The 24,992-nt window shown below is 41.2% G+C and carries 22 protein-coding genes and 2 pseudogenes; 2 read left to right on the top strand and 22 right to left on the bottom strand.

All coding sequences use genetic code 11. The annotated features are described in order from the left end of the window. Positions 1–67: 67 nt before the first annotated feature. Together NYE65_RS19075 and NYE65_RS19070 are read right to left on the bottom strand one after the other, a co-directional pair. A pseudogene (locus NYE65_RS19075) lies at positions 68–941 on the bottom strand (transposase); the annotation flags it as partial. 283 nt (positions 942–1,224) lie between these two features. Further along, positions 1,225–1,392, bottom strand: coding sequence for a YezD family protein (locus NYE65_RS19070; RefSeq protein WP_069202242.1), 168 nt, complete (start codon positions 1,390–1,392; stop codon positions 1,225–1,227). Positions 1,393–1,914: 522 nt separating this feature from the next. Here NYE65_RS19070 and NYE65_RS19065 point away from each other — a divergent pair. After that, positions 1,915–3,303 carry an amino acid permease gene (locus NYE65_RS19065; protein ID WP_328178372.1) on the top strand — a complete coding sequence of 463 codons (1,389 nt, stop codon included), beginning with the start codon at positions 1,915–1,917 and terminating at the stop codon, positions 3,301–3,303. Between the two features lie 39 nt (positions 3,304–3,342). Here the strand turns inward: NYE65_RS19065 and NYE65_RS19060 are convergent, their stop codons facing one another. From NYE65_RS19060 to NYE65_RS18965, 20 genes and pseudogenes are all read right to left on the bottom strand, one after another. Then, a complete protein-coding gene (locus NYE65_RS19060) occupies positions 3,343–4,317 on the bottom strand; it encodes an aldose 1-epimerase (protein WP_340861466.1) in 975 nt (324 codons plus the stop codon). 230 nt (positions 4,318–4,547) lie between these two features. Beyond that, positions 4,548–4,847, bottom strand: a complete 300-nt coding sequence (locus NYE65_RS19055; protein WP_034314323.1) for a YxcD family protein — start codon at positions 4,845–4,847, stop codon at positions 4,548–4,550. Further along, complete coding sequence (locus NYE65_RS19050) at positions 4,835–5,269, bottom strand: hypothetical protein (RefSeq protein ID WP_134783465.1); 435 nt, start codon at positions 5,267–5,269, stop codon at positions 4,835–4,837. Before NYE65_RS19050 ends, NYE65_RS19055 begins: the two co-directional genes overlap by 13 nt. A gap of 199 nt (positions 5,270–5,468) precedes the next feature. Beyond that, positions 5,469–6,845, bottom strand: a complete 1,377-nt coding sequence (locus tag NYE65_RS19045) for a C40 family peptidase (RefSeq protein ID WP_328178374.1) — start codon at positions 6,843–6,845, stop codon at positions 5,469–5,471. A 512-nt stretch (positions 6,846–7,357) separates the two neighbouring features. Further along, the gene (locus NYE65_RS19040) at positions 7,358–8,422 is read right to left on the bottom strand and encodes a sulfate/molybdate ABC transporter ATP-binding protein (protein ID WP_340861465.1); all 1,065 of its coding nucleotides are present in this window, start codon (positions 8,420–8,422) and stop codon (positions 7,358–7,360) included. A 10-nt stretch (positions 8,423–8,432) separates the two neighbouring features. Beyond that, on the bottom strand, positions 8,433–9,317 hold the full coding sequence (gene cysW, locus NYE65_RS19035) for a sulfate ABC transporter permease subunit CysW (protein WP_268590553.1): 885 nt from the start codon (positions 9,315–9,317) through the stop codon (positions 8,433–8,435). Positions 9,318–9,327: 10 nt separating this feature from the next. Next, positions 9,328–10,167: a sulfate ABC transporter permease subunit CysT gene (gene cysT / locus NYE65_RS19030; RefSeq protein ID WP_340861464.1), complete on the bottom strand. Its 840-nt coding sequence runs from the start codon at positions 10,165–10,167 to the stop codon at positions 9,328–9,330. A 69-nt stretch (positions 10,168–10,236) separates the two neighbouring features. Then, positions 10,237–11,268 carry a sulfate ABC transporter substrate-binding protein gene (locus NYE65_RS19025; RefSeq protein ID WP_340861463.1) on the bottom strand — a complete coding sequence of 344 codons (1,032 nt, stop codon included), beginning with the start codon at positions 11,266–11,268 and terminating at the stop codon, positions 10,237–10,239. Positions 11,269–11,536: 268 nt separating this feature from the next. After that, entirely contained in the window at positions 11,537–12,190 is a 654-nt protein-coding gene (gene nadD / locus NYE65_RS19020) for a nicotinate (nicotinamide) nucleotide adenylyltransferase (protein WP_328178417.1), read from the bottom strand. A 16-nt stretch (positions 12,191–12,206) separates the two neighbouring features. Next, positions 12,207–12,521 (bottom strand): hypothetical protein, encoded by a 315-nt coding sequence (locus tag NYE65_RS19015; RefSeq protein ID WP_328178376.1) that lies wholly within the window; start codon positions 12,519–12,521, stop codon positions 12,207–12,209. Between the two features lie 71 nt (positions 12,522–12,592). Further along, on the bottom strand, positions 12,593–12,814 hold the full coding sequence (locus NYE65_RS19010) for a cyclase family protein (RefSeq protein WP_340862152.1): 222 nt from the start codon (positions 12,812–12,814) through the stop codon (positions 12,593–12,595). A 43-nt stretch (positions 12,815–12,857) separates the two neighbouring features. Beyond that, positions 12,858–13,700 (bottom strand): annotated as a pseudogene (kynA, locus tag NYE65_RS19005) (tryptophan 2,3-dioxygenase); the annotation flags it as partial. Between the two features lie 17 nt (positions 13,701–13,717). Continuing rightward, entirely contained in the window at positions 13,718–15,067 is a 1,350-nt protein-coding gene (locus NYE65_RS19000) for an amino acid permease (protein WP_340861462.1), read from the bottom strand. Between the two features lie 287 nt (positions 15,068–15,354). Further along, positions 15,355–16,869 (bottom strand): carboxylesterase/lipase family protein, encoded by a 1,515-nt coding sequence (locus NYE65_RS18995; RefSeq protein WP_328178379.1) that lies wholly within the window; start codon positions 16,867–16,869, stop codon positions 15,355–15,357. Between the two features lie 248 nt (positions 16,870–17,117). Next, on the bottom strand, positions 17,118–17,531 hold the full coding sequence (locus NYE65_RS18990; protein WP_052137486.1) for a MerR family transcriptional regulator: 414 nt from the start codon (positions 17,529–17,531) through the stop codon (positions 17,118–17,120). Between the two features lie 84 nt (positions 17,532–17,615). Beyond that, complete coding sequence (locus tag NYE65_RS18985; RefSeq protein ID WP_340862151.1) at positions 17,616–19,256, bottom strand: SulP family inorganic anion transporter; 1,641 nt, start codon at positions 19,254–19,256, stop codon at positions 17,616–17,618. A 494-nt stretch (positions 19,257–19,750) separates the two neighbouring features. Further along, positions 19,751–21,160 carry a glycoside hydrolase family 1 protein gene (locus NYE65_RS18980; protein ID WP_328178380.1) on the bottom strand — a complete coding sequence of 470 codons (1,410 nt, stop codon included), beginning with the start codon at positions 21,158–21,160 and terminating at the stop codon, positions 19,751–19,753. Between the two features lie 263 nt (positions 21,161–21,423). Beyond that, the gene (locus NYE65_RS18975; RefSeq protein ID WP_340861461.1) at positions 21,424–22,545 is read right to left on the bottom strand and encodes an NADH-dependent flavin oxidoreductase; all 1,122 of its coding nucleotides are present in this window, start codon (positions 22,543–22,545) and stop codon (positions 21,424–21,426) included. 21 nt (positions 22,546–22,566) lie between these two features. Next, the gene (locus tag NYE65_RS18970) at positions 22,567–22,872 is read right to left on the bottom strand and encodes an iron-sulfur cluster assembly accessory protein (RefSeq protein WP_340861460.1); all 306 of its coding nucleotides are present in this window, start codon (positions 22,870–22,872) and stop codon (positions 22,567–22,569) included. A gap of 93 nt (positions 22,873–22,965) precedes the next feature. Continuing rightward, the gene (locus tag NYE65_RS18965; RefSeq protein WP_328178420.1) at positions 22,966–23,952 is read right to left on the bottom strand and encodes a Gfo/Idh/MocA family protein; all 987 of its coding nucleotides are present in this window, start codon (positions 23,950–23,952) and stop codon (positions 22,966–22,968) included. Between the two features lie 207 nt (positions 23,953–24,159). Between NYE65_RS18965 and NYE65_RS18960 the strand changes: the two genes are divergently transcribed. Then, positions 24,160–24,945, top strand: a complete 786-nt coding sequence (locus NYE65_RS18960; RefSeq protein ID WP_340861459.1) for an SDR family oxidoreductase — start codon at positions 24,160–24,162, stop codon at positions 24,943–24,945. Positions 24,946–24,992 lie beyond the last annotated feature (47 nt).

Genomic DNA, 24,992 nt, shown 5'->3' with positions numbered 1-24,992 from the left:
TGTTAAAAGCAGTACAATCTTATTAGAAATTCCATATTGAATAAATTTTTGTATAAAAAAAGAGCCTTCATTTTGAAGGGTTTCCAGTTTGTAGGTTAGGACCTTGCCATATCCACGTGGCAATCTTCTTTAAATTAATGGCAGCGAAAGTAAACATCGCTTGCATCGACAATTTTTTAAGTCCCCTTAAAGTAATCCAACGCATACCATGCTTTTCTTTTGCATCTGCGAATACACGCTCAATCGTTTCTTTGCGTTTCGCATATATAGGTATTACATCTGGATGATGACGCAGATGATCTGCTTCTCCCACATATGCTTGCCAGATATGCCTTGTCACTACTTTTTGATGTTCTTTGCTTTCTGTACACCGTGATAAATATGAGCATGTTGCACAAATTTATTTTGGCGATTTGTACTCGCGATAGCTCTCTTTATTTGTTGTTGAGTACCTTAAAGTTTCTCCCGAAGGGCAAAGGTAACAATCAAAGTGTTCATCTTAAACATAGTCATGGTTGCAAAAGAATCCTTCTTTTTTCGAGGACGTGTATAGGGTAAAGCAGGTGTGATTCCTTTGTTAAATAGGTAGATTGTAATCGCTGGTGTTTTGTAAGCTGAATCTGCGGCAACTGCTTCTTGTTTCCCACCTTTCTCAATCACTTGCTCAAGAAGTGGCTCCAAAATATGACTGTCATGTGTATTACCAGGTGTTACAATCGTTCCCAATACAAAACAGTTGCGGTCTGCGGCCGCGTGGAATGAATAGGCAAACAGTTTTGTTGGTTCCCTTTCACATAGTAGCCCCTCTCAGGATCCGTAGTACTTTCTTTAATTGCTCTGGTTTCTTCCTTATCAAATTTATCTGGTGGAAAAGGTTTCTTTCCATAGTTTTCACGACCTTGATTTATTTCATCTTGAAGACGACCCTGATATGCTAATGTGCGAATAAGCCCAAATTTGAAAAGAAAATCGTACGCAAAGAAAAATTTAAAAAATAGTTGATTGGAACGGAAGGCACGAGACTCCTGCGGGAAAAGCGTGTCTAGGGGAGACCCCGCAGGCGCAAGCCGAGGAGGCTCCCCGACCGCCCGCGGAAAGCGAGTGCCCTACGTTCCAATCAACGTCCAAATTGTACAAGCCATAAAAATAGACAAACTCGATTTTCATCGAGTTTGTCTACAGTCTGACAGCCTTCATATTGAAGGCTCCCTTAATACCTATCATTCATCTAGCTTTAATGGCACGGCCCTTCACTAGTGGGAATCGTTTCTTCTCGGTGGTATCCACTTGTGTGATTTCACCATCATGTACGGTAATTAAAACCGATCCATATTGCAGATCCTCCAAGCTTGAAATGATATGCCTGATTTTCAATTCTTCTTTCTTTTCCATAATATCTCCCCTTCACTACTGGTAATAAAGCTTCGTTTTCACCTAATGTAAAAAAGGTTCGCACGACAAGCACATATGCGCTTCCCACTTTCAATGTTTTCTTGGGAACTTGGTTTACCTATCATATCCTCATCACTTAACTTTCCGTATAAGAATAACCAGTTAATAGGAACTCCATATTCCCTCCCTTCCCTATAAAAAATAAAAGGCACCCGCCATCTAACAGATTAGATGTAAGGGTGCCTTTAGTTGACTAATCGGCAATATTCGGGAATGGCAAATGTTATAGAAAAATACGATTTAATGTGGCAAACCACATTATTCTTACCAACTAACTTGGTATTTACTACTATAATCCAATTTTATCCTTTTGTCAATCCTGTGTTTAAATTTTCTGATTAGTCCGCCTTTTACATTTTACTTATTTACCACTTTACCAAACTAAACTATTTGAGATATACTATTTTAGTATAAGTTGTCGGTATAAACACACACTTTGTATATAAGAAAGGTTCGATATAAATGATAAATAAAAAATGGGGTTTATTGATTTTGACCACTTTCGTAATTGGAAATATGGTCGGCGGCGGAATTTTCATGCTCCCTGCTCAATTAGCACAGGTATCCAGTCCGTTAGGGTCCACATTGGCATGGATCGTTACTGGACTAGGAGTTTTTCTAATAGCTTTGGTGTTTGGTAACCTGGCAGTCCGGAAACCTGATTTGAAGGCTGGACCTCAAAGTTATGCTCAGTCATTATTTAAATCTCCTGTTAAAGGAAGGGTTTCAGGGTATAGCATGGCTTGGGGGTATTGGGCTGCGAATTGGGCTGCGACAGCTTCTGTCATCATTTCATTTGCTGGTTACCTTTCAACGTTTTTCCCTGTGATGCATAGTCCAAAAGTGATTTATACAGCGGGTTCGTTTCAACTTGAACTAGGTAAAGCATTAACGTTTGCGGTATGTTCCGTTGCCCTTTGGGGGATTCAGGCAATCTTGGTAAGAAGTTTTAACAGTGCCGGGAAAATGAATCTTTTTGCTACAGTTACCAAAGTGCTTGGATTCTTATTTTTCATCATTATCACGATATTCATCTTCGATACTTCCAATCTAGGAAACGGAGCTGAATTTTATGATAAGGCGGGAACTGCAATCTCCCTAGGTGATCAAGTGAACGCTGCTGCCATTTCAACATTATGGGCCTTCATCGGTATCGAAGCTGCCGTCATGCTTTCAAACCGTGCCAAGTCACAAAATGATGTAAAGAAAGCGACGATTCTTGGTTTACTTATCGCTGTTGCCATTTATATCGGCATTACTTTATTGACGATGGGTGCCATATCACAAGACGAGTTGAAAATATCACAAAAACCGCTTGTTGACGCACTACAAGCAGTAGTTGGTTCAAGCGGCACGTATATAATGGCTGCTCTTGCCGTCATTTCCTTATTGGGATCGACGATCGGATGGATTGTAGTTGCCTCGGAAGTTCCTTACCAGGCAGCGAAATCGGATTTGTTCCCGGCCTATTTTGCGAAAGCAAACAAAAATGGCACACCTGTCCGTTCTATGACAATAACAAATATCATGACACAGATATTCTTATTCTCCACTATTTCAGGTACGATTTTGGAGGCTTATAAATTTTCGATGATCGTCGCTACACTTGCTTACTTGATCCCGTACCTTGCATCCGTTCTGTATCAATTGAAACTTGTGATGACCGGGGAAACCTATGACATCATGAAAGGCTCAAGGGTACGTGATGGCATTATTACAATCTTGGCGTTAATCTACTCGATCTGGGTCATCAAGACAGGTACAGCCGATATGAATACATTCATACTAGGCATTGCTTTATATGTATTCGGAATCATCCTATACCCACTCTGGATGAGAAAAAAAGCATAACCTTAAACACCTAGGCATTTTTAAATGCCTAGGTGTTTTTTATATTTCTTTCACAATCAATCTGGTTTTCAGCTGTACCGTTTCCCCTGAGCATAACTCCCTCAATCCAGTCAATTTTGCAGGCAAATCCAAATTAGGAGCATTCGTTACCCAAGTATATGGTTCAGGACAAACGAACCCCTCCTGATTGAACAATACCCAAAACTTAAAATGTTGATCGCCTTGATAGATGACTTGTATGCCAGCCTCTTGATCACTGAGAATGCACTCGTTTTCCGGATTTCTTTCCTTATCATAGCCAAATAAGTCATCAAATTGCCGGCCGTCCAAGCTAATTCCCTTTTGGATTTCCAATGTATTGGCCGTTTCATGAATTGCACCTGTGGGCAATGATCTTTCATTCAACTCCCAATGTTTATTGACGGGAAGAGATATTCTGCAGCCCTCCCATTTACTCACTGGTCCAAATGGAAAATTGAATACAGTATGATAACCTGCTCCCCACGGAAATGGTTCAATGCCCTTGTTGGTGATTTCCAATTGTATTTCCAATGTTTCAGCCCTTAAAGATAAAGACATATTCACAGTGATATCTTGTGGAAAGCTACCTTTTAGATCAAAATCACAGCTTGAGAATTCAGTATTAATCACGATTTCTTTCCCGTTCACTTCCTTTTTGCGGACTTTCCACGGCATGTCATGCAAAAACCCATGAATATGATTGGATTTTTCCATTTCATTGATTGGAAACTTATACGAAGTCCCCTTATATGTAAATTGACCATCTTCAATTCGATTAGGAGGAAACAGGATTGGCATTCCGTATAAAATGGAAGCTTTTTTATACTCCTCCACACTATCCGGAGTTCGCAGCAACTCAATATCCTTATGCTTGTATTTCAATGAAAGCAGATTGCTACCTAAAGATGGTACAAGTATCGCTTCCACTTTTTCATTGCCGAACTTTATGGCCTTTTCATTTAAAAAAGTGATATCTTCTATATACCCTTTCACTTTTTCTCCTCCTTTGACTTGAACATATATCCATCCTACTTCCACGGACCATTTAATGCAACAAATGGAAAATATATTTCGTCCTTACTCTTTCTAAGTTTGAAATAGTATGTGTAATCGAGGATTTTGCTTAATTTACTCTGCTAATTTTCTTTTTTCCTTTTCCTTCTCCCGGACGACTTGTAACTTTTTAAATAAAAAAAAGATGCCGTTACGGCATCCTTTTTTACTTATCTATTACTTTCACTTACCAAAGCCACTATACCTTCATCATCATCCAAAACAAGTTCAATACCTGAGTATGGATCTTTATTCATATATTCATCCAGCCATAAACGAAGCGCTTCTATCAAGTTGATGGTGATTAACACTTGTTTCCGGCCATCGACAAACGCTTCCGCCGAAAAGCCATAATCATCATCATACATTAACTCCACTTCTACCTCATTAGGTTGTACCTGCTTTTTACGGGCAATGTAAACACAAACCGCATTGATGATATCTTGTTCGGAAATTTTTAGCCTCTCCATGGGTTTGGATCTTCTTTCTTCTTCTTATCTTTGAAATATGTGAATATTTTACGGATTACAACGATTAATACAACAACCGCCATCACGTTGATTAATAGACCAAGTATAGAACCAAGCATTCCCATATTGGCAAATAGGCTACCAAAAAGTAAACCTGCCAATCCTCCTAGCATAAGTCCTTTCATTAAGCCGCCTTTTGCGAATGTGTTTCCACTCTTGGCTTTATTGGCAGTAGTGGCATCGGATTTCTTCGTTTCTTTATTTTGGAAATTCGAATTATTATTGTTGTTGCTGTTAAAGCTTCTTTTTCCGGACTTGTAACCCCTTGCATCGACTGACTCCGTATGATCCTGGAATACATAAGTGCCGACTGGCGAGAATGCTAGTGTAATTGTAAGTAATGCAGCCATTAATTTCTTCATCATGTTTTTTTGCCTCCGTTTTAATAGTATGGAATGTTGTTTCATTATATCTTTTCCCAGATTAACTGAAAGTCCACATCACCTATCCTTGTTTTATCTTATAGTATTTACGTTGAAATTCAAAATAAGTTTCATTTTTTTTTGATTTTTTTCAAAAAAATAAGCAGGGGCATTTTCTCCCCTGCTTATTATTGAACTATTAGTTTACACGAACGACACGGCCGTTGTATACATCTGCCCAATATCCGCTTTCCATATTGGCAATTGCAACACCTGTTGAACTTTGGGAACCGATAAATTTGCCGCCGCCGACATAAATTCCGACATGCCCATCAGTTTTATAGGTATTGAAGAATACTAAATCTCCAGGTTGTTTTTGACTATCAGATACTTGACGTCCTGCATTTTTCAATGCATCCGTACTGGCTGGAAGGTTCACACCAGCTTGTTTATAAGCCCATGCAACGAACGCTGAACAATCGAAAAGACCGTTAGCGATATCGGATGCCGTTCTTCCGCCTCCAAATTTATACGTGGAGTTACCGATATATTTATAACCTGCTGTAATGGCAGAGCCTGTATTTGCACTGCTTGGCTTACTTGATGTTTCGGTTTTACTTGCTGCAGGTTTAGCTGCAGAACTGTTTTTAGATGAATTTGAAGATGATTCAGCTTTAGACGAACTTTTTGCCGAAGCCTCTCCTTTTGACGAACTTGATGATCCTTCACTGGAAGAACTTGATGATTCTTCACTGGAAGCATTTGAAGAATTCACTTCTTCAGCTGCACGGTCAAGATCTGCTTTTTCCGATGCTTTACGTTCTTCCTCTTTTTTGATATTTTCACGAATGGAAGCTATTTGTGCTTCTAGACCAGCATCTTTATTCTCTAAAGATTGTTTAAGCGCTTCTGTTTCCGATTCTTTCTTTTCGATCTTAGCCTTCATGTTGACAGTTTCAGCTTTTTGATCTTCAATTTGAGATTGCATGCCTTTAAGCTCTACTTCCATATCCTTAAGGCTTTGCAATTTCTTCTCAACGGTCGCTTGTTTTTTCTCTAAGTCAGCTTTATCCGCTTCCTGCTCGCTAAGAATCTGTTGGTCAGCTTCCACGATAGTGGCTACCGCCCCAACACGATTAACGAATTCACCAAAGCTTTTAGAACCTAAAACAACTTCCAGGTACTCAACGTCCCCGCCGCTCTCTTGGAAAGAAAGTGCGCGCTCTTTCAAGACTTCCTCGCGTTTTGCGATTCTTTCTTCCAACGCTTTAATTTCTTTCTTTAAAGATTCTATGTCTTTTTCGGTGTCTTTAATTTCTTGTTTAGTATCTTTGATTTTTTGGTCATTTTCTTTCATTGCCGATTCGATCTGGGCAATTTGGGCATTCATTTTCGATTGTTCTTTTTTCAATTGCTGAATAACTTGTTCTGCCTCTGAAATATCTGATTGTATTCCAGTACGTTGCGATTGAATATCCGTGATAGATTCAGCTTTTACAGACGGTATGGCAAAAGCGCTTCCTAATCCAAGCATAATTGTCGTGTTCAATACGATAAGTTTTTTCTTCAAACTCATTTCCCCTGCTTTCCTCCCCTTGCATTTCCATCGACCCACTTCTTTTTCTCTATGAAAAATGATTAGTCAAAATAATTTGCTGGGAACTCTTCTCTATTTTTTTACTCTTTATGTAATCTTCTAAGGTTGAGATAATATTAAATACATTTCTTAAACTCTACTATGTTTTCATCTAAGTCGTAGTATATCATCAGATTTTGTCAAATACGTAATAACAATATTACAATTATATTTCAATTTTAACATTAAACATAAAGATTCGACTTTTTCACGTGATAAAACATCCAATATCTTACATAATCACCTTCACATTTCTATGCAAGACTTTCTATCTAGTGTTTAGCACCAAGGGACCATGGACTATTGGCAGACAAAAACTCACCACCTGTGAAGGCACGGTAGCCCTTTTGGAACAGATTTCAGCTCATTTACCAATCATGGAGGAAGGTTTTCTGACAGTCTATTAAAAAAAACCGCTTTCAGCGGTTTTTTCGTCAAGATTCGACCCACTCTTAAATTCCAGCCATAAAGTCGACAAAAACTTTCAATTCTTTCGGTCGGACGAATACCCTTTCCCCTTTGCTTATTTCCAGATTCAAATATTGTTCCTTCGTCAGTTCGATTTCCAGCGGTTCGTTTGTATCCTGACGAATGACTTCTATCCGGACGATGGGGCCAATTGTATGGATGTGGTCAACTATGGATGCGATCGAATCCTTTTCCGCTGGTTCTCTTTCTATGATAAAGTTATGGGCCCTTACATAACCAGTGCCCGCTCCATCTTCACTGCCCGGGGCATTCATTTCTACATTGCCAGTAACCAATTTCCCTTTATGCACGTTGCCCTTGAATAGATTGACACTGCCTAGAAAATCATAAACAAAGGGATTTTCAGGGTGATCATATACTTCTTCCGGGGTTCCAATCTGTTCAATTTTCCCTTCATTCATGATTACGACCCGATCAGCAACATCCATCGCCTCTTCTTGATCATGAGTCACGAACACGCTCGTAACATTGAATTCATCATGAAGTCTTCTTAGCCAACGACGAAGTTCTTTGCGCACCTTGGCATCCAATGCCCCGAATGGTTCATCAAGCAAGAGGATATTCGGTTCAACGGCAAGTGCCCTTGCCAATGCGACACGCTGGCGCTGGCCGCCTGATAATTGCGATGGATAACGATCTTTATATCCTTCCAACTTGACGAGTTGAAGCAATTCGGTAACCTTTTGTTCGATAACTTCTTTACTAGGCCTTGTTTTTCTGGGGCGAACCTTTAATCCATAGGCGATATTATCAAAAATCGTCATATTACGAAAAAGGGCATAATGCTGAAAGACGAAACCCACATTTCGATCTTTTACATGCTTATGCGTATAATTCTCGTCATTGAAGAGGATCTTTCCGCTTTCTGCCAGTTCAAGGCCCGCGATAATACGCAGTAATGACGTTTTTCCCGATCCGGAAGGGCCAAGCAGGGCTACTAGTTCACCGCTCTTTATTTCCAGATCGATGTTTTGGAGTGCTTGATAGGACCCGTAATATTTTGTAACATTTTCAATGATGATACTCATTTCATTCCTCCTAACTTGCTTTGGTCGATTTAAAGTCCGTTTTCCACTCTATGAAGCTTTTAATGATCAACGTTATGATTGCAAAGATGGACATCAGGGATGCAACCGCAAAAGCGGCCGAAAATTGATATTCATTGTATAAGATTTCAATATGAAGCGGCATCGTATTGGTCATGCCCCGTATATGGCCTGATACGACCGATACAGCTCCAAACTCCCCAATTATTCTGGCATTGCAAAGGATGATTCCATATAAAAGTCCCCATTTTATATTGGGAAGCGTCACATACCAAAATGTCTTGAACCCTCCCGCACCCAGCGTGAGTGAGGCCTCTTCTTCAGACGTCCCCTGACTTTGCATGAGCGGGATCAATTCGCGCGCAATGAATGGGAAGGTAATGAAAATGGAGGCGATGACAATCCCTGGTATTGAAAAGATCACTTTAATGTCAAGTGATTGCAGCAGTGGACCAAGTGTTCCATGTAAGCCGAACAGAAGGACAAAAATCAACCCGGCAATGACCGGTGAAACGGAAAAAGGCAAATCTATCAATGTTATTAAGAAGTTTTTTCCCTTGAAATCATATTTTGTTATCGTCCACGCAGCAACCACTCCAAATATGGCATTGAGCGGCAAGGTGATGAGGACAACGATCAATGTTAACTTAATCGCAGCCACGGCATCAGGGTGGGTGATGGCCGCAAAATAAGCTTCGGCACCTTTTTCAAAGGCTTTTACAAAAATCGCGATTAATGGGACAACTAAAAACAAAGTGAGAAATAGCAATACAATGGAAATGAGGATCCACTGTATGGATTTAGGCTCTTTAGTTGCGTTTCTCGTAATAATGACTGGGTGATTCGCTTTTGCAACCACTGAATTATCATGTTCCATCATATCCCTCCTACTTCCCAGAATATCTTTTGCCGGTCCACCATTGTAAGATATTGATGGTCAACAAAATTATAAATGTAATAATGAGCATGACGGCAGCAACAGCTGTTGCACCTTCATAATCATACTGTTCAAGTTTTGTCATGATGATCAGCGGGGAAATTTCCGTTTTAAATGGCATATTTCCGGCAATGAAGACAACGGATCCATATTCTCCAAGTGCCCTCGCAAAAGAAAGGGCAAAACCCGTCAATATCGCTGGGATCAATTCCGGGAAGATGATTTTAATGAATGTCTGCATTCGATTCGCCCCTAAAGAGGCAGATGCTTCTTCCATCCCTTTTTCGATATTTTCAAGCACCGGTTGAACCATCCGCACCACAAATGGCAGACCGATGAATATAAGGGCGATGATGATCCCTGCGGGAGTGAAAGCGACTTTAAAGCTGAAAAATTGCCCGATCCATCCGTTCGGTGAATACAAGGTGGTCAACGTAATCCCTGCAACGGCAGTCGGGAGGGCAAAAGGCAAATCAACCAGTCCATCGATGATCCTTTTGCCGGGAAACTCATAACGAGTAAGCACCCAGGCAATCAATACACCAAAAACTGCGTTAACAATGGCCGCAGTTAACGCTGTCAAGAAACTCAATTTATAAGAAGCGAGAACCCTCGATTCAGTTATGGTCGCCCAGAAATCCTGGAACCCCATTGAAAATGCGTTTAGAAAAACCATCGATAACGGGATCAAAACGATGATGGTGAGATAAAGCAGCGTAAAACCCATCGTCAATCCAAAACCGGGTATGGTCCTCTTTTTCGTCTGTTTACCTTCAGTCACTATATTCATCGCTTCACCTCAACCCTTTTTCTGATTTATGAAGGAGAAGATGTTAAAGCCACACCTTCTCCTTCATGCTTATTGCTGTTGGTAAATCTCGTCGAATGTGCCACCATCATTAAAATGTCTTTCCTGGGCACTTTTCCAACCGCCAAATGTATCATCAACAGTCACCATATCGATATTGGCAAATTGGTCTCCATATTCAGCGAGGACCTTCTCATCCCTTGGACGATAGAAGTTTTTCGCGGCAATTTCCTGACCGGCATCCGTATACAGATATTTCAGGTAGGCTTCGGCCACTTCCTTTGTTCCTTTTTTCTCGACCACTTCATCGATGACAGCTACCGGTGGCTCTGCTAATATACTGATTGAAGGGTTGACGATTTCATATTTGTCATCACCGAATTCTTCCAGTGTTAAATAAGCTTCATTCTCCCAAGCGATCAGTACGTCACCGATTCCCCTTTCCACAAAAGTGGTCGTTGCACCGCGGGCCCCTGAATCCAGGACTTCAACATTCTGATAAAGTTTTTTCATGAAATCCTTCACTTTTGTTTCGTCATTATCGAAATTTTTCTCCGCATAAGCCCAGGCAGCCAGGTAATTCCACCTTGCCCCTCCGCTTGTCTTTGGGTTTGGCGTAATGACGGATACATTCTTTTTAGTCAGATCATCCCAATCTTTAATGCCTTTAGGGTTATCCTTTTTCACCAAAAACACAATCGTTGATGTATATGGTGTCGAGTTCTCCGGTAAACGTTTTTGCCAATCCTTCGCTAATAGGTTACTAGCTTCATAAATGGCATCAATATCATAAGCCAATGCCAATGTAACGACATCCGCCTCCAATCCATCAATGACAGCCCTGCCCTGTTTACCAGATCCGCCATGTGATTGTTGTATCGTTACATCCTGACCTGATTCTTCTTTCCAGTGCTTCACGAACGCTTCATTGAATTCCTGGTACAATTCCCTTGTCGGATCATATGACACATTCAAAAGCTCTACTGACTTCGATGTTCCGTCCCCTTTCGTTTTTTCCGAGTTGCATCCAGCAAGTACACCGAAGGCTAAAATCAAACTTGTCAATAACATCAACTTTTTCATGAGCTTCCCCCTCTTTTTACAGCAAAAAAGGCATTCTATTTCCCTTCATTTATTTTATGGGAGATAGTATGCCTTCAGTTCTCTGATCAGCAAGTATTTTGATTTTTGTATATCCTTACCATAAAGCAAAGTTTACCAAGTTGTCAACTAGGTATTACATGTCCCTTTAATTAAATTCATTCATGTTTTGCAGGTTGAAAAAATCACCTAAACGAGAAGGGCTCAATCCACCGGGGAGATTGAGCCCTTTTTAATACCTTGCCAACAATTATGAATTTGATGATTTTTGATAAAGCTTATTTTCCACGATATACTGATAACACTGATCAGGCAGTAAATATCGTGGTTCCCCGCCCATTGCAAATTCATCCCTTATATATGTAGAACTGATTTCCATGGAAAGGCCTTTATCAATAAGGTGAAATGTATTGCCATCATCATAATTCCTTAGCAATGGACTTTTGGATATGATTTTCAGCATATCGATTCCATCCCGTGCCATGACGATGAATTTATGATTGGCAATCAATTTTTCCCTGAATTTCCATCGTAAGTGTACCGGCAGCTCCTGATTATCAATATCTTCAAGTAAATCTGCACCCATTATGAAGTAAACTTCGTCTTTTGGAAATCGAGATTTAAAATATTCCATCGTATACCAAGTATATTGTTTACTCGTTCCGGCACGTTCATTAATTTCATAATCACTGACTTCGAATATCGGGTTGCCCCCTATTGCCAGATTGAGCATTTGCCAACGGTGTTCATTGCTTGTTTTCATCTGTTTATCGATACGGCCATTTGCGCAAGGTAAAAAAATCACCTTGTCCAGTTTAGCACGATGCGCAATGGTGGATGCTGTCCATAAATGCACATTCGTGACCGGATCGAAAGAAGATCCGTAAACCCCAATTTTACCCATCATTTTATCCCCCTCATCAGCCTTTCTTCTTCACCACGGCCCTGACCGGGCTCCCGTCCCCTGCTTCCAATGCCAGCGGCAATGCAGCCAAATCGTACAGCCCAGGCTCCAGTCCATCAAGGACCAGCCCTTCGAGTATATGAATTCCACAGCCTGACAGTTTATTGTGGGCAGGTAATTCTTTGCTGTCGAGACAGTCGACTGAAGGTAAATCAAGCCCAAGGAGCCTAACCCCTTTATTTGCAAGGAAGGAAGCTAAATCAGGTTCAACCGGTGGAATCCATTCCGGAAAACGGCTAAGGTCCTTCCATTGACCTGTTGCCACCAACAACCGCCGGACCCCTGTCAATTCGATGCCTTCAAAAGCTTTAATGCCAATGTTTTCAGCTGCATCCAGCCTTTCTACGGTAGCAGTGCCAATATATAAATCAAGATCGAGTTCGATGATTTTTTTCCATTCTCATCAAAATGATAGGGAGCATCAATATAAGTTCCTAAATGTGTACTCATCCGGATTTCCCCTACATTGACGGAAGACCCTTCAGCCATTGATGAATTCAGCCGATATGAATATTGCGTATCTCCTGGCCAATATGGCGTATTTTCATTGAGGCGCTGAGAAATATCTAACTATTGATTCATGTGTTCCCCCCCCCCCCCCCCCCCCCAGTTTGGTCCTTAATGTCCATAGCTCAGGAAAAAATGGCTGTTCGACCACTTTCTTCAGATAACTTACACCGGACGATCCGCCAGTTCCCTTTTTATTGCCGATGATACGTTCTACGGTGCTCATATGATTGAATCTCCAGAATTGTTGTTGACTTCCAATATCAACGAGTTTTTCGGCCAGCTCATACAAATCCCAGTAGTTATGCACATCACGGTAAACGGTCAGCCACGCGCTTTCAACACTTGCATTTTCCTGATAAATGACAGACCAATCCCTGTTCAATACCGATTGATCAATGGGAAGTCCCCTTGCAGCCAAAGCCCCTATAGCCGCATCATAAATACTAGGTTTATTCAAGGCTGCCATCATCGACTCATAAAGCTCGGGCTGATGACGGAAAACGGCCAATATTTGCGAATTCTTTTGACCCATCGCAAATTCTATCAACCTGTTCTGAAATGATTGAAACCCTGAAGAGTTTCCTAGTTTCTCCCGGAATTCCATATAATCGGCTGGCGTCAACGTCGAAAGCACATTCCAGGATTGAACTAGTTGCTGTTGGATCCTGGCCACTCTGGATAGCATCTTAAAGGACGGCTCCAAATGTCCTGCCACAATATGATCAGTTGCCGCAGTCAATTCATGGAGGATCAATTTCATCCATAATTCACTTGTTTGATGAATGATGATGAACAGCATTTCATCGTGATGGCCGGAAAGCCGATGCTGACTTGATAAAATTTGATTTAAGTGCAGATAGTCCCCATAGGACATATCTTTTTCAAAATCAGTTACCATACTTTCTTCCAAACGATGTTCATCCCTTGGATCCTTATCCATACCATCCCTCTTTCCCTTTACTTTCTTTTGAATTTCGACATCAATAAGTAAACGATGCAAAGAAAGATCAGCCAAGGAACCCCGAACTGGAGCACGATTTTAAATGGGCCAGTGAACCAGGTGGATACCGTCAAAGCAAACAAAAGAAATGCACCCAGAATCGTTAGATATGGAAATCCATACATTTTAACCGGTAATTTGCGGCCCCCTGATTTCTCCCACCTCTTCCTGAAATACAAATGGGAAATGAACACCATGAACCAGGTTAGAATGGCTCCGAACATCGATATCCCCATCATAAATGCATATGAAGTATCCGGAAGCAGGACTTTTACTCCTGCAGCAAGAAATATTCCTAAAGTGGATATGAGAAGGGCCCTTAGCGGGACACCTTTCCTGCTCACTTTTTGAAATAGGGCTGGAGCCTGATGTTGCTCGGATAATGAAAATATCATTCTGGTGGAGGCATATAATTGACTATTCATTGCAGATAAAGCAGCGGTTAAAATAATGAAATTCATTATCCCAGATGCCCCGGGAACATTCAGCATTTCCATTACCTTGACAAATGGGCTCTTATCAATACCGGCAGCTTGCCAGGGAACAATCATTAACATGATTCCGATAGTCAGTACATAAAAAGTGGCAAGCCTGAAGACAGTTGCCTTCAAAGCTTTAGGTACGGCTATATCCGGGTCCTTTGCTTCCCCCGCCGTCACCGCAATCAGCTCAGTTCCTAAAAAGCTGAAGAGCGAAATGAATATGGCGACCCAGAGCCCCCAAAATCCGAAAGGCATAAAACCTCCATCACTGGCATAGTTCTCTACACCGATCCCGCTTGAAGGTTCGGCGCCAATCACCACATAGGCCCCCAGTAGAATGAATATGACAATGGCGCTTATCTTGATCATTGAAAATACATACTCAAAATTGCCGAATGTATTGACACTCGTCGCATTTACATAGATTAGCAGTGCAGCAAAAAGGACAATCCAAATGCTCCCAGGCACAGCCGGAAACCAATATTTCATATAAACAGCGATGGCACTCACTTCGACACCAATGGCAAGAACATTCGCTATCCAATAGGAATACCTCACAACAAAACCCGCAAATGGACTTATATATTTTTCCGCAATGGTTCCAAAGGATCCCGATGTTGGATGGGCTACAGTCATTTCCGCCAAACATCCCATCAGCAGAAGGACAATGAATGCACCTATTGCATAGCTGATAAGTACACTTGGACCAGCCGTTGAAATCGCAAGGCCGCTGCCCAAAAATAACCCGGTGCCAATTGCACACCCCATGGCTATCATAGTGATTTGATTCGATGATAATTCACGTTGAAGCTTATTTTTCTCCATATGTTGCTCCCATTCTAGGCAATGATTCCCCTTTTATTTTCATAGTTTTCATATAAATTGCCGTCCATGACCTTCTTTAGTACCTGTACAGTTTCGTAGACTTCCTGAAAAGAGGTAAAAAGAGCGATAGGTGGATGGCACCCACAGAATGACAGGCATCGAATCATATCATGATTCCACGCTCATGCGCTTCCTTCGTTAACCTTTCCATATCAAGGATCCGACCGCTTCGATATAAAACCGTCGGAAGTACAATCAACGCTATTTCCCCGTTCATCTCGGCTTTTTCATTTGTAAATCCCTACCCCTTCCCATGCCAACCTTATCATTCCGTCAGGATCTTTTTCAATATAATCCTTTTTATCAAAAATCATTGTGTAGTGATTGGTTTCATCATATTTCGGCCAAATTTCACCTTCCGGGGGGTTGGGGTTTCCATATTTCGCAAAGTTGACCCAATGGCCCTGCATTCTATGGGATACCTTTAGGGCAGCTGACCTTGAACCATATGAAACAATCCGTTTCCCGAATGCCGAGTCGAAGGTCTGGAAAGCAAAAGGGATTTCCATACCATGCGTCGCCCCTAATTTACTTATGCGCATGGCCGCCGTTTTATAATCAAAACGATACATCCATGTTTTTTCAAAGCGGCTGTATGCCTCCGCATACCAAACCGAGGGAATATGGAAAGTAGCATCACGGCCAATGCCTAGTACAGCTTCCTTTTCTGGGTAATTTGTATAAGCGTTCGTAATTCGCTCTTTTGCCTTCGGATCAGTATTTTCGAACATTTTATGAATCATCGCCGTATTAGTTGGGATTAGAGGGGGGGCCATCTGATCGAATAATGTCGCTTCGTCCCTATTTGTTCCTATAAGCAAGGGTATACCCCCTGTTCTTCCCGATCGAATCGAATCTAGTGGATAATCGGGCAGGAAGTCACCATCTACGACTGGTCCAAATGCTAGGGAGCCCGGCATTTCCTGTGAATTTTCCTGTAAAAGTTGGTGGGAGGCAGCGACAATCTCTTGAACCGGAAGGGTTATTAGCCGGTGGCTTTCACCCTTTCCAATGCCCAATATCTCAAGGAACTTTTCACTCAATTGGCGCGCAAATCCTTTTCCGTAAACAGATGTCGGAGCAGGACTTTCTGCAATGGCCTGCTTAAAAAGACCCCTTGCTGAAGGTACAGTAAGTAAAGTCGTCACCGCATTACCACCAGCTGATTCACCAAATATCGTAACATTATCAGGGTCGCCGCCAAAAGCTTCTATATTTTCTTTAACCCATTTCAAAGAAGCAACTTGGTCACGTAAACCTAAATTGTTTTCAAATATTTCCCCTTCACCTGCCAACTCGGTCAAATCCAGATATCCCAGTGCCCCCAGCCTATAGTTGATGCTTACCACGACTACATCTCCATTTTTAGAAAGTAAGTGTCCATTGTACATATCAAGGGATCCAGCTCCTGTTATATATGCTCCCCCAGGAATCCATACCATGACCGGGCGTTTTTTATCATCAGCTCTAGGCGACCAAATATTCAGGAACAAACAATCCTCATCCATTTTTTCATTTGTGCTCATCCCTGTTCTTACCGCACGATCCATCGGCTGCGGGGGAACGGGACCAAAATCCACTGCATCCATGACACCGCTCCAATTATCAACTGGCTCCGGAGAACGGAAACGCAGTCCATCAATCGGCGCTTTCGCATACCTGACTCCACGCCAAACATATATATCGTTTTCCATAGTACCTTGAAGATGTCCTTTTACCGTCGTAACTATTGATCCAATCATTCCCAATCACCTCTTCATATAGTAGTAGATATGTAAGTTCTTCTTTTTCCATTCCCTTATATCCTTCATCTTTATCGAAAAAAGATCTATATTGTCAGTTCAGCCAAAATAAAGGAATGCCATCGTATATAAAGCTCCGGTTATACTCAGGAGTTTGAATTGTTATTTTAAATAATGGTTTTCAATGACCCGTTCAACAAAAAAAAAAGACCCAATCAGGTCTTTTTTTGTTGAACTCGGCAAAGATCTTAGGCAAGCATGGCAAGGATACTCAATAAAGAGCTGCCCCGAACGGAAAGCTGCTGTGCAGCATATGTTAATTGCTGTTCATCGAGCTGTTCCAATAAAGGCTTTAATTCCAGCAATTCATTCTCCAGTCCTCTAAGGTCTGTAGATAGCTTGTCCACCATCAAGAGCACCTGCTCAGAATCAACAGTGGTTTCAGACAAGACTTGTAACCGTTCCTTGATTTCAGTCAAAGGCATATTCTGTTCTTTATACCGATTAATCATTTGAAGACGATTTAAAGCATCTTCTGTGTAATACCGATATCTTGACCCCGTTTTTTCATAGTTCAGCATTCCTAATTGTGTGTAATAGTCAATGGTTCTTCTCGAAACATTCGCAAGTTCAGCAAGCTGGCCAATCCGATATACATTCACCCAGATAGTCACCTTCTTTAAAAAATCTACTGTTAACGATACTATAACATATCTATCCGAAAAGGTGACATCGAGATGAAACTATTAGACTACTTTATCCGAATTGCCCTTCAGCTGCTTCTTGGCAAAATACAGGGCATCTTCCTTCGATTTAAAAAAGTGCTGTTTTTCTATTTTATGATACAATCCAGTGCTGAGTAACAATTCCTTTGGTTGCTGCTGAATTCCGGAAATGATCAATTTCCCCTTATATTTTCCGATGCGATTAACGATCGCCAATAGCGCTGCCTCTGCTGAAGTGTCCATATATGTTACCCGGCGCATGCTTAATACCAACACTTTCGTCTTATTATCCAAGTTCTCCAATATCGATGACTCCAGGACGTCTATCGAACCAAAGAAAAGAGGTCCTTCCAAGTTATACACATTGATCTTTGAATCCGAATTATCAATTGGAACAATCTCGGTAATCTCATGACTTCTTTCCCTAACCTTTAACGTGTGGCTCATTTTTGCAATGAAGGTGATGAATGCAATCAATAAGCCGATTCCCACTCCCATGATTAAATCAGTGAAGACAGTGATGAGGAAGGTGACTAGCAAAACCGCAGAATCCGCCGTCTTCGTTTTCAATACATGAGCGAATTCCTTTCTTTCACTCATATTCCAGGCAACAAACATCAATATGGGTGCCATGCTAGCCAACGGTATATGCTCTGCAAATGGGGAAAGCACCAGCAAAACCAGTAAAACGACAATTCCGTGAATGACTCCGGACATCGGGGAGGCTGCCCCGCTTTTTATATTGGTAGCTGTCCTGGCGATTGCTCCGGTTGCAGGTATCCCGCCGAAGAATGGCGTAGCGATGTTCGCGATTCCTTGCCCAACCAACTCTTTATTACTATCATGCTTGGTACCGCCCATGTTATCCGCAACAGTAGCGGATAACAATGACTCGACACCTCCTAACAAGGCAATCGTAAAAGCAACTGGAAGGAGTGTGATAATGACTTCCACTGATAGCTCCGGCACTTGGAATTCCGGAAAACCTTTCGGAATCGCTCCATACGTAGAACCAATCGTAGCCACCTTATCGGGAAATAAAAAGTAAGCTGCAATTGTGGAAATCAGCAGACCCAGAAGCGGTCCTGGCACTCGTGGCAAAAGTCTAGGTGCCAGCAGTATGACGACAAAACATATAATCGCAACAATCACACTATATAGATTGATCGTGTCTGCTTTAATCACCAGTTCCTTCATGTTATCAATGAACGCTTCATGTTTTTCCACTTTCATACCAAAGAAGTTAGCAATTTGCCCTGAAAAGATTATTATCGCAATTCCTGTTGTAAATCCAATGATGACAGGACGGGGAATGAACTTCATCAAATTGCCTAACTTAAGCAGACCCATCAGGACTAACATTATCCCCGCTAAAAAACCGGCAATGAGCAGGCTTTCATACCCATATTGCATAACGATTCCAAATAATAAAGGAACGAACGCCCCGGTCGGCCCGCCAATTTGATACTTGGAGCCACCCAAAATCGATATGAGGATTCCTGCGATGATGGTCGTATATAACCCGTATATCGGTTCGACGCCTGAAGCAATTGCAAAAGCCAGCCCTAAAGGAATGGCTACAACCCCTACGACCAATCCTGCCGTCACGTCTTTTTGAAAACCCTTCATGTTATATCCTTGAAATCTAGAATCTTTTATCATCTTTTTCAAACTCACATCCTTAGTCGTTTTTTAAGATTGGAATCTAGCATCATCATGAAAATGACATTCTTTCATTTTAGAGGGAGTTACTTGTTTGAAATTAATCTAATTATTGTAGGAATTTTCCAACGGGACAAACCAAGCGGGGGACTTTTCAAAACTAAGAAATAATTGTCATATATAATCTCCTTTTGTAAGGTTATTTGACATGGACTCGACCACGCTTCAATATTATACAGTAAAACGTAAAACTGTACATTGTTAGAAACATTAACATTTGTTTACAACTTTTTGAATATTTTTACATTAACATTACAATCCGGGACCATTTTTCCAGTCTAGTTAATTTGAAGCCGGAGATTCAGACTACGAATCAGGAGGTTTGAACTTTGGTCTAATTCCCCATACCGGAAACTTGATCAGTGAACAATGGAAAAAGCATGTTTTGAGAAAGATTGCTCAAAACATGCTCTGCCCCAATACACACTTTCAGTTTACAGCTCTTCTCCTCTCGTCTCGATAATATGCTTATACCAATGAAACGACAGCTTCTTTTTCCGTTTTAACTGATCATGATGATCCACGTAAATAAATCCGTATTGCTTCTTATACCCGTTTAACCAACTTAAAAGGTCAATGACAGACCATGCGTAATACCCTTTTAAATGGATGCCTTCTTTGATTGCACGTTTAATCACTTTTAAGTGTTCCTCAATATACTTAATGCGCGGAACATCTACTACTTCACCATCGATAATCGGATCCTCATCACCAAGTCCGTTTTCTGTAACATACATTTTAATATCGCCGTAACGTTCTTTTAACATATGCAAGCCATCTAAAAATCCTTGAGGTGAGATTTCCCAGCCCCATTTTGTATAGGTTTTATCTTCCATTTTTACGGTCCGATAAAAGCCATCAAAGGACGGGTTCCCTGGAGCCAGAGTAGATGTTTCTCTTGAATGCTCCATGCTTGAAACGCCTTCCAGGTATTTTTCCACCCGAATGGGCTGGTAATAATTGAGTCCAATAAAATCATTTTTCTCCGCATTCCTTTTTAGCGTATCCAGTTCTTCTTCTGTCCAACTTGGTGTCCAGCCTCTCTCCTTTAATTGCTCAACTACATAAGCTGGATATTCACCTTTTAAAATTGGATCATAATACCAAAAGGTTTCATATTCATTGGCATGCCGAGCAGCTAATACATTTTCATGTTTGTCATCAATACTATAAGCTGGCAGGAATACATGGGTAATCCCAATTTCACCGTAATGATTCAGTGCCTTGTATACCTCTACCGCTTTGGCATGTGCATAAAATACATAATGTGTCGCTTGAAAGTATTTATTTTCATCGTTTTGGATTCCAGGCGGGTGCGCTCCTTTTAAATACCCTAAACCGCAAAACATAACCGTTTCATTAAACGTGATCCAATGTTTGACGCGATCTCCGAATGCGCGAAAACAAATTCCCGCATACTTGACGAATGCTTCAGCTGTTCGCTTATTCGTCCATCCCCCATCTTGTTCAAGCGTCAAAGGCAAATCCCAATGATACAGCGTAACAAATGGGACAATCCCATATTTTAAACATTCATTAATCACATTATTATAAAATTCCAAGCCTTTTACATTGACTTCCCCATCACCTGTTGGCAAAATACGGGCCCATGAAATGGAGAAGCGATATGATTCAAGTCCCATCTCTGCCATTAATTTAATATCTTCTTTGTAACGATGATAATGGTCTATCGCTACATCCCCATTTGTACCTTCAAAAGTTTTCCCCGGAATCTTTGAAAAAACATCCCAATTCGTTATACCTTTACCATCTTCATCCCATGCTCCTTCTATTTGAAAAGAAGCAGAAGCTGCTCCGAATAAAAAATCGTGTGGAAATTTCATTAAAAACCCTCCCTTTTCATACCTGCTTATTAAATTGATAATAATATATTTTTATTCATTGGTACAAATATTATTATTTTTAGTTCACGTAAAACATAAGCCTTATAGATAATGTTTACTATCACGGAATAATTAAATCCAGAATTCCGCTGAATCAATCTCTCTTTTTCTAGCAAAAGATGATCGATACTAAGTAGCATATGAACATACAAAAACCCGTCCACCTTTTGGGGACGGGTTACACATATTAAAGATGTTAGCAATCATTCCACAACCGGGAGCCAACCTTTTATCCCAATCAACTTTTCCCAAAGCGGATCTGGAATGACCAGTTCATCCTGATCTTTTTTTGAGAGGGTAGTCCGTATTTCCGCTTCTTTTCCAGACCTGATTTTTTCAATCCAATGCGGTTCCATAAGAAGTTCACGGCCAAGGGCGATAAAAGGGACCCCCGTTTCCATGGCTTCTGCAACTTCATCGGGTGTATGCAGTGAACCTACACCGACCACCGGGATACGATTACCTACTTTATCGTAAATTTTAACGATGCGCGACTTTGTCCTATCACTCTCACGGAATGAGCCATTCCAGAAGTGACCTACCGATATATGTAGATAATCCAGGTTTTGATTCGCTAATCTATCAACGAATTGGATCGTATCATCTAAAGTGATTCCAGGATTGCTGCCTTCTTCAGGAGAAAGGCGGTAGCCAATTATAAACGGCTTTTCTGCATGCTCGGCAACCGTTCTCTCGACTTCATTCACAATGGTAAGCGGGAAAATCAATCGTTTTCCCAATGTTCCGCCCCATTTATCTGTACGGCGGTTCGAGTGTGGCGAGAAGAATTGTTGAAGCAAGTAAGTATTGGCACCATGGATTTCCACACCATCGAAACCTGCTTCGATGGCCCTTCTTGTTGCTTCGCCAAATGCCTTAATAACGTCTTGTATTTCATCTTCATTCATTTCCCGCGGTACAGGTGCTTCCTCGTTGGAAGCAATGGCACTTGCAGAAACAGGTTGGTTATCAGGCAATAATTCGGGCGGACTTTGACGGCCTCCATGATATATTTGCAGGATCGCTTTTGCCCCGTTGGACTGAATCGTTTCAGCTAGTTTTCTCAAGGATGGGATAAAGGAATCGTCATCTGCACCTAGTTGGCCTGGGAATCCCTTGCCTCCAGCAGATACATAGGCACATGCCGTGACAACCGCACCTACACCAGCCGAGCGCTCAGCGTAATAGGCCAGTTCATCATCGGTTACAACCCCTTGGTCATCCGAAGAATAAGTGGTCATAGGAGCCATCATGATACGATTTTTCACTTCTACCCCTGATGGAAATATATATGGTTGAAAGATCTTTTCGTATTTTTGATTCATGCCAATCCTCCCCCTTTACTATTAGTGGTGATGTCCATGCGGTTCTTTAGTAGGATTCGTGATTTCAAAACCTTCTTCAGGAACATAAAAATATTTAATCCAGACACCATCCAGAAATTCTTCACGTGAATCAAGCAAAATATCGATATCTTTATCTGTTTTGACGATTTCATCATATTCTGCCGGTGTATCAAGCTTCATGTCATAATGGGCATGATCGCCATGCATATGGGTGATATATACACGAATCATTTTCCCTTCGGCTTCTTCAGTGCTGAGCATCTTTTGTAAGACCTTTGCTGCATTGCGATTTATTTTGCAATTCATGTCCATTCCTCCAACAATAAAATTATCCCTGTACTGAATTCTACCCAATTAAGGGTTATCAGTAACATCCATTTTTCCCCTTCATGATTGGCCTTATCCGCGGTCTGAAGGAAAGACGATGCCGATTTGCCTTCTTGCTTCATCCATGATTTCCATAGTCAACAGTGAATTCGAATATGTATTTATATCGGATTCCATTTTCCCCTGCTGTATCAAATCAACAAATTCCTTCGCTTCATAATACATGGTAGGCATATCCTGTTTAACGGAAATATTTTCAGTGGTTCCATTCCGATACTGAATATCCACCGCTTGCGGTCCTGAAATTTTCTGAATGATGATGCTTCCATGTTCACCTTGAATTTCCGATGGCAAATTGGACTCAGTAATTTTGGAAAACATGACGACTGCCTCCATTTCATCATAGGAAAGCAGAATCGTACCTTGCCCATCAACTCCTGATTCGAGCATCGTTCCTGATGCCTGCACCTTATTCGGTTTACCGAACAGTACAACAAGTGGATAGAGCACGTAAATGCCTAGATCCATTAAAGAGCCACTGGAGAATTCAGGATTGAATGCATTCAGCACAGTTCCTTGTTTATATGAATCATAGCGTGATGAGTATTGGCAAAAGCTTCCCGAGAAACGCCGTATCTTCCCGATTTTATCCAGATTGCCCTTTATACTTTCGAAATTCGGCATGATGGTCGATTTCATCGCTTCCATCAATAGCACATCATTTTGTTTTGCAGCCTCAATCATTTCCCTTACTTCAGCCGCATTCGAGGCCATTGGTTTTTCACATAATACATGTTTTTTATTTTGTAAAAATAACACGGCTTGCCTGCAATGATGAGAGTTAGGGCTTGCTATATACACAGCATCGATTTCATCGCTGCTGGCCATTGCTTCTAAATTCGTAAAAGTCGTATGTACTTCGTATTTATTGGCAAATTCCTTGGCTTTCTCCTCTGTACGTGAATACACGGCAGTTAAGGATAAACCCTCTACATGCTTTGCAGCCTCCAAAAATCGTTCCGTGATCCAGTTTGTACCTATTATCCCTAATCTTATCAACATCCTATCCCCTTTCAAGCTAACTTTATCATGTCCTCAATATACAGACATTTCACTGAAAAACAAAGTATAATGAACACCCGCAATTGTTTAAATTGGATTTTTTAGGCAATATTCGTTTATAATTTTTCTATATTACAACTGCCATGATGTTTCTACATACTCCCAAACTGGGAATAGAAGACTTAAAAGGAGCGTGTGAAGTGTATGACAGAATTAATGAAAAACAAAGTTGCCATCATTACCGGTGGGGGATCAGGAATTGGCCGGGGTGCCGCACTGAAACTAGCTAAAAACGGCGCGAACATCATCTTTTTTGACCGTACAGTCGAAAATGCCGAAAAAGTGAAGGAAGAAGTGGAGAACCTTGGCCGAGAGGCTTTAATCATTAAAACGGATGTTTCCAAGGCTGAGCAAGTTGAACATGCCTACAAAACAGCCCATGAACATTTTGGGAAAATTGATTTTGTATTTGCAAACGCAGGCATCAACGGAGTGATTGCCCCTATAGAAGACATAAAGCCAGAAGATTGGGATAAGACACATACCATCAACCTCAAAGGCACCTTTCTCACCATCAAATATGCCATTCCTTACATGAAGGAAACGGGTGGCAGCATTGTGATCAACAGCTCCATCAACGGAAACCGATATTTCAAGAATTTTGGTTTTTCCGCTTATAGTTCATCCAAAGCCGGTCAAGTCGCTTTCGGTAAAATGGCCGCACTCGAATTGGCAAGATATAAAATCAGGGTAAATACCATTTGTCCCGGTTCCATCGATACGAACATTGACAATAACACATTCCCGGAAGAAGAAAACCTTAAAAAAATCAGGATTCCCATTGAATATCCCGAAGGCTCCCAGCCCCTGGCAAGGAAAGCGGGGACTGCCGAACAAGCTGGTGATCTCGTATTGTTCCTAGCATCAGACATGTCCTCCCATGTTACGGGCACGGAAGTTTATATCGATGGAGCGGAATCACTATTATGAATCAAAAAGGCAAAAAGCTGAAATCCAAATCAGGATTTCAGCTTTTC

This window comes from Peribacillus sp. FSL R5-0717 (genome assembly GCF_038002945.1).
Classification (GTDB): domain Bacteria; phylum Bacillota; class Bacilli; order Bacillales; family DSM-1321; genus Peribacillus; species Peribacillus frigoritolerans.
Note: the sequence above shows the minus strand (reverse complement) of the source record. Positions and strands in the feature narration are given on the sequence as shown.

Coding starts and splice junctions, on each gene's coding strand:
- NYE65_RS19070 (WP_069202242.1), bottom strand. CDS start 1,392: ATGGAAAAGAAAGAAGAATTGAAAATCAGGCATATCATTTCAAGCTTG.
- NYE65_RS19065 (WP_328178372.1), top strand. CDS start 1,915: ATGATAAATAAAAAATGGGGTTTATTGATTTTGACCACTTTCGTAATT.
- NYE65_RS19055 (WP_034314323.1), bottom strand. CDS start 4,847: ATGGAGAGGCTAAAAATTTCCGAACAAGATATCATCAATGCGGTTTGT.
- NYE65_RS19050 (WP_134783465.1), bottom strand. CDS start 5,269: ATGAAGAAATTAATGGCTGCATTACTTACAATTACACTAGCATTCTCG.
- NYE65_RS19045 (WP_328178374.1), bottom strand. CDS start 6,845: ATGAGTTTGAAGAAAAAACTTATCGTATTGAACACGACAATTATGCTT.
- NYE65_RS19040 (WP_340861465.1), bottom strand. CDS start 8,422: ATGAGTATCATCATTGAAAATGTTACAAAATATTACGGGTCCTATCAA.
- cysW (WP_268590553.1), bottom strand. CDS start 9,317: ATGGAACATGATAATTCAGTGGTTGCAAAAGCGAATCACCCAGTCATT.
- cysT (WP_340861464.1), bottom strand. CDS start 10,167: ATGAATATAGTGACTGAAGGTAAACAGACGAAAAAGAGGACCATACCC.
- NYE65_RS19025 (WP_340861463.1), bottom strand. CDS start 11,268: ATGAAAAAGTTGATGTTATTGACAAGTTTGATTTTAGCCTTCGGTGTA.
- nadD (WP_328178417.1), bottom strand. CDS start 12,190: ATGGGTAAAATTGGGGTTTACGGATCTTCTTTCGATCCGGTCACGAAT.
- NYE65_RS19000 (WP_340861462.1), bottom strand. CDS start 15,067: ATGGAGAAAAATAAGCTTCAACGTGAATTATCATCGAATCAAATCACT.
- NYE65_RS18995 (WP_328178379.1), bottom strand. CDS start 16,869: ATGATTGGATCAATAGTTACGACGGTAAAAGGACATCTTCAAGGTACT.
- NYE65_RS18985 (WP_340862151.1), bottom strand. CDS start 19,256: ATGATAAAAGATTCTAGATTTCAAGGATATAACATGAAGGGTTTTCAA.
- NYE65_RS18980 (WP_328178380.1), bottom strand. CDS start 21,160: ATGAAATTTCCACACGATTTTTTATTCGGAGCAGCTTCTGCTTCTTTT.
- NYE65_RS18975 (WP_340861461.1), bottom strand. CDS start 22,545: ATGAATCAAAAATACGAAAAGATCTTTCAACCATATATATTTCCATCA.
- NYE65_RS18970 (WP_340861460.1), bottom strand. CDS start 22,872: ATGAATTGCAAAATAAATCGCAATGCAGCAAAGGTCTTACAAAAGATG.
- NYE65_RS18960 (WP_340861459.1), top strand. CDS start 24,160: ATGACAGAATTAATGAAAAACAAAGTTGCCATCATTACCGGTGGGGGA.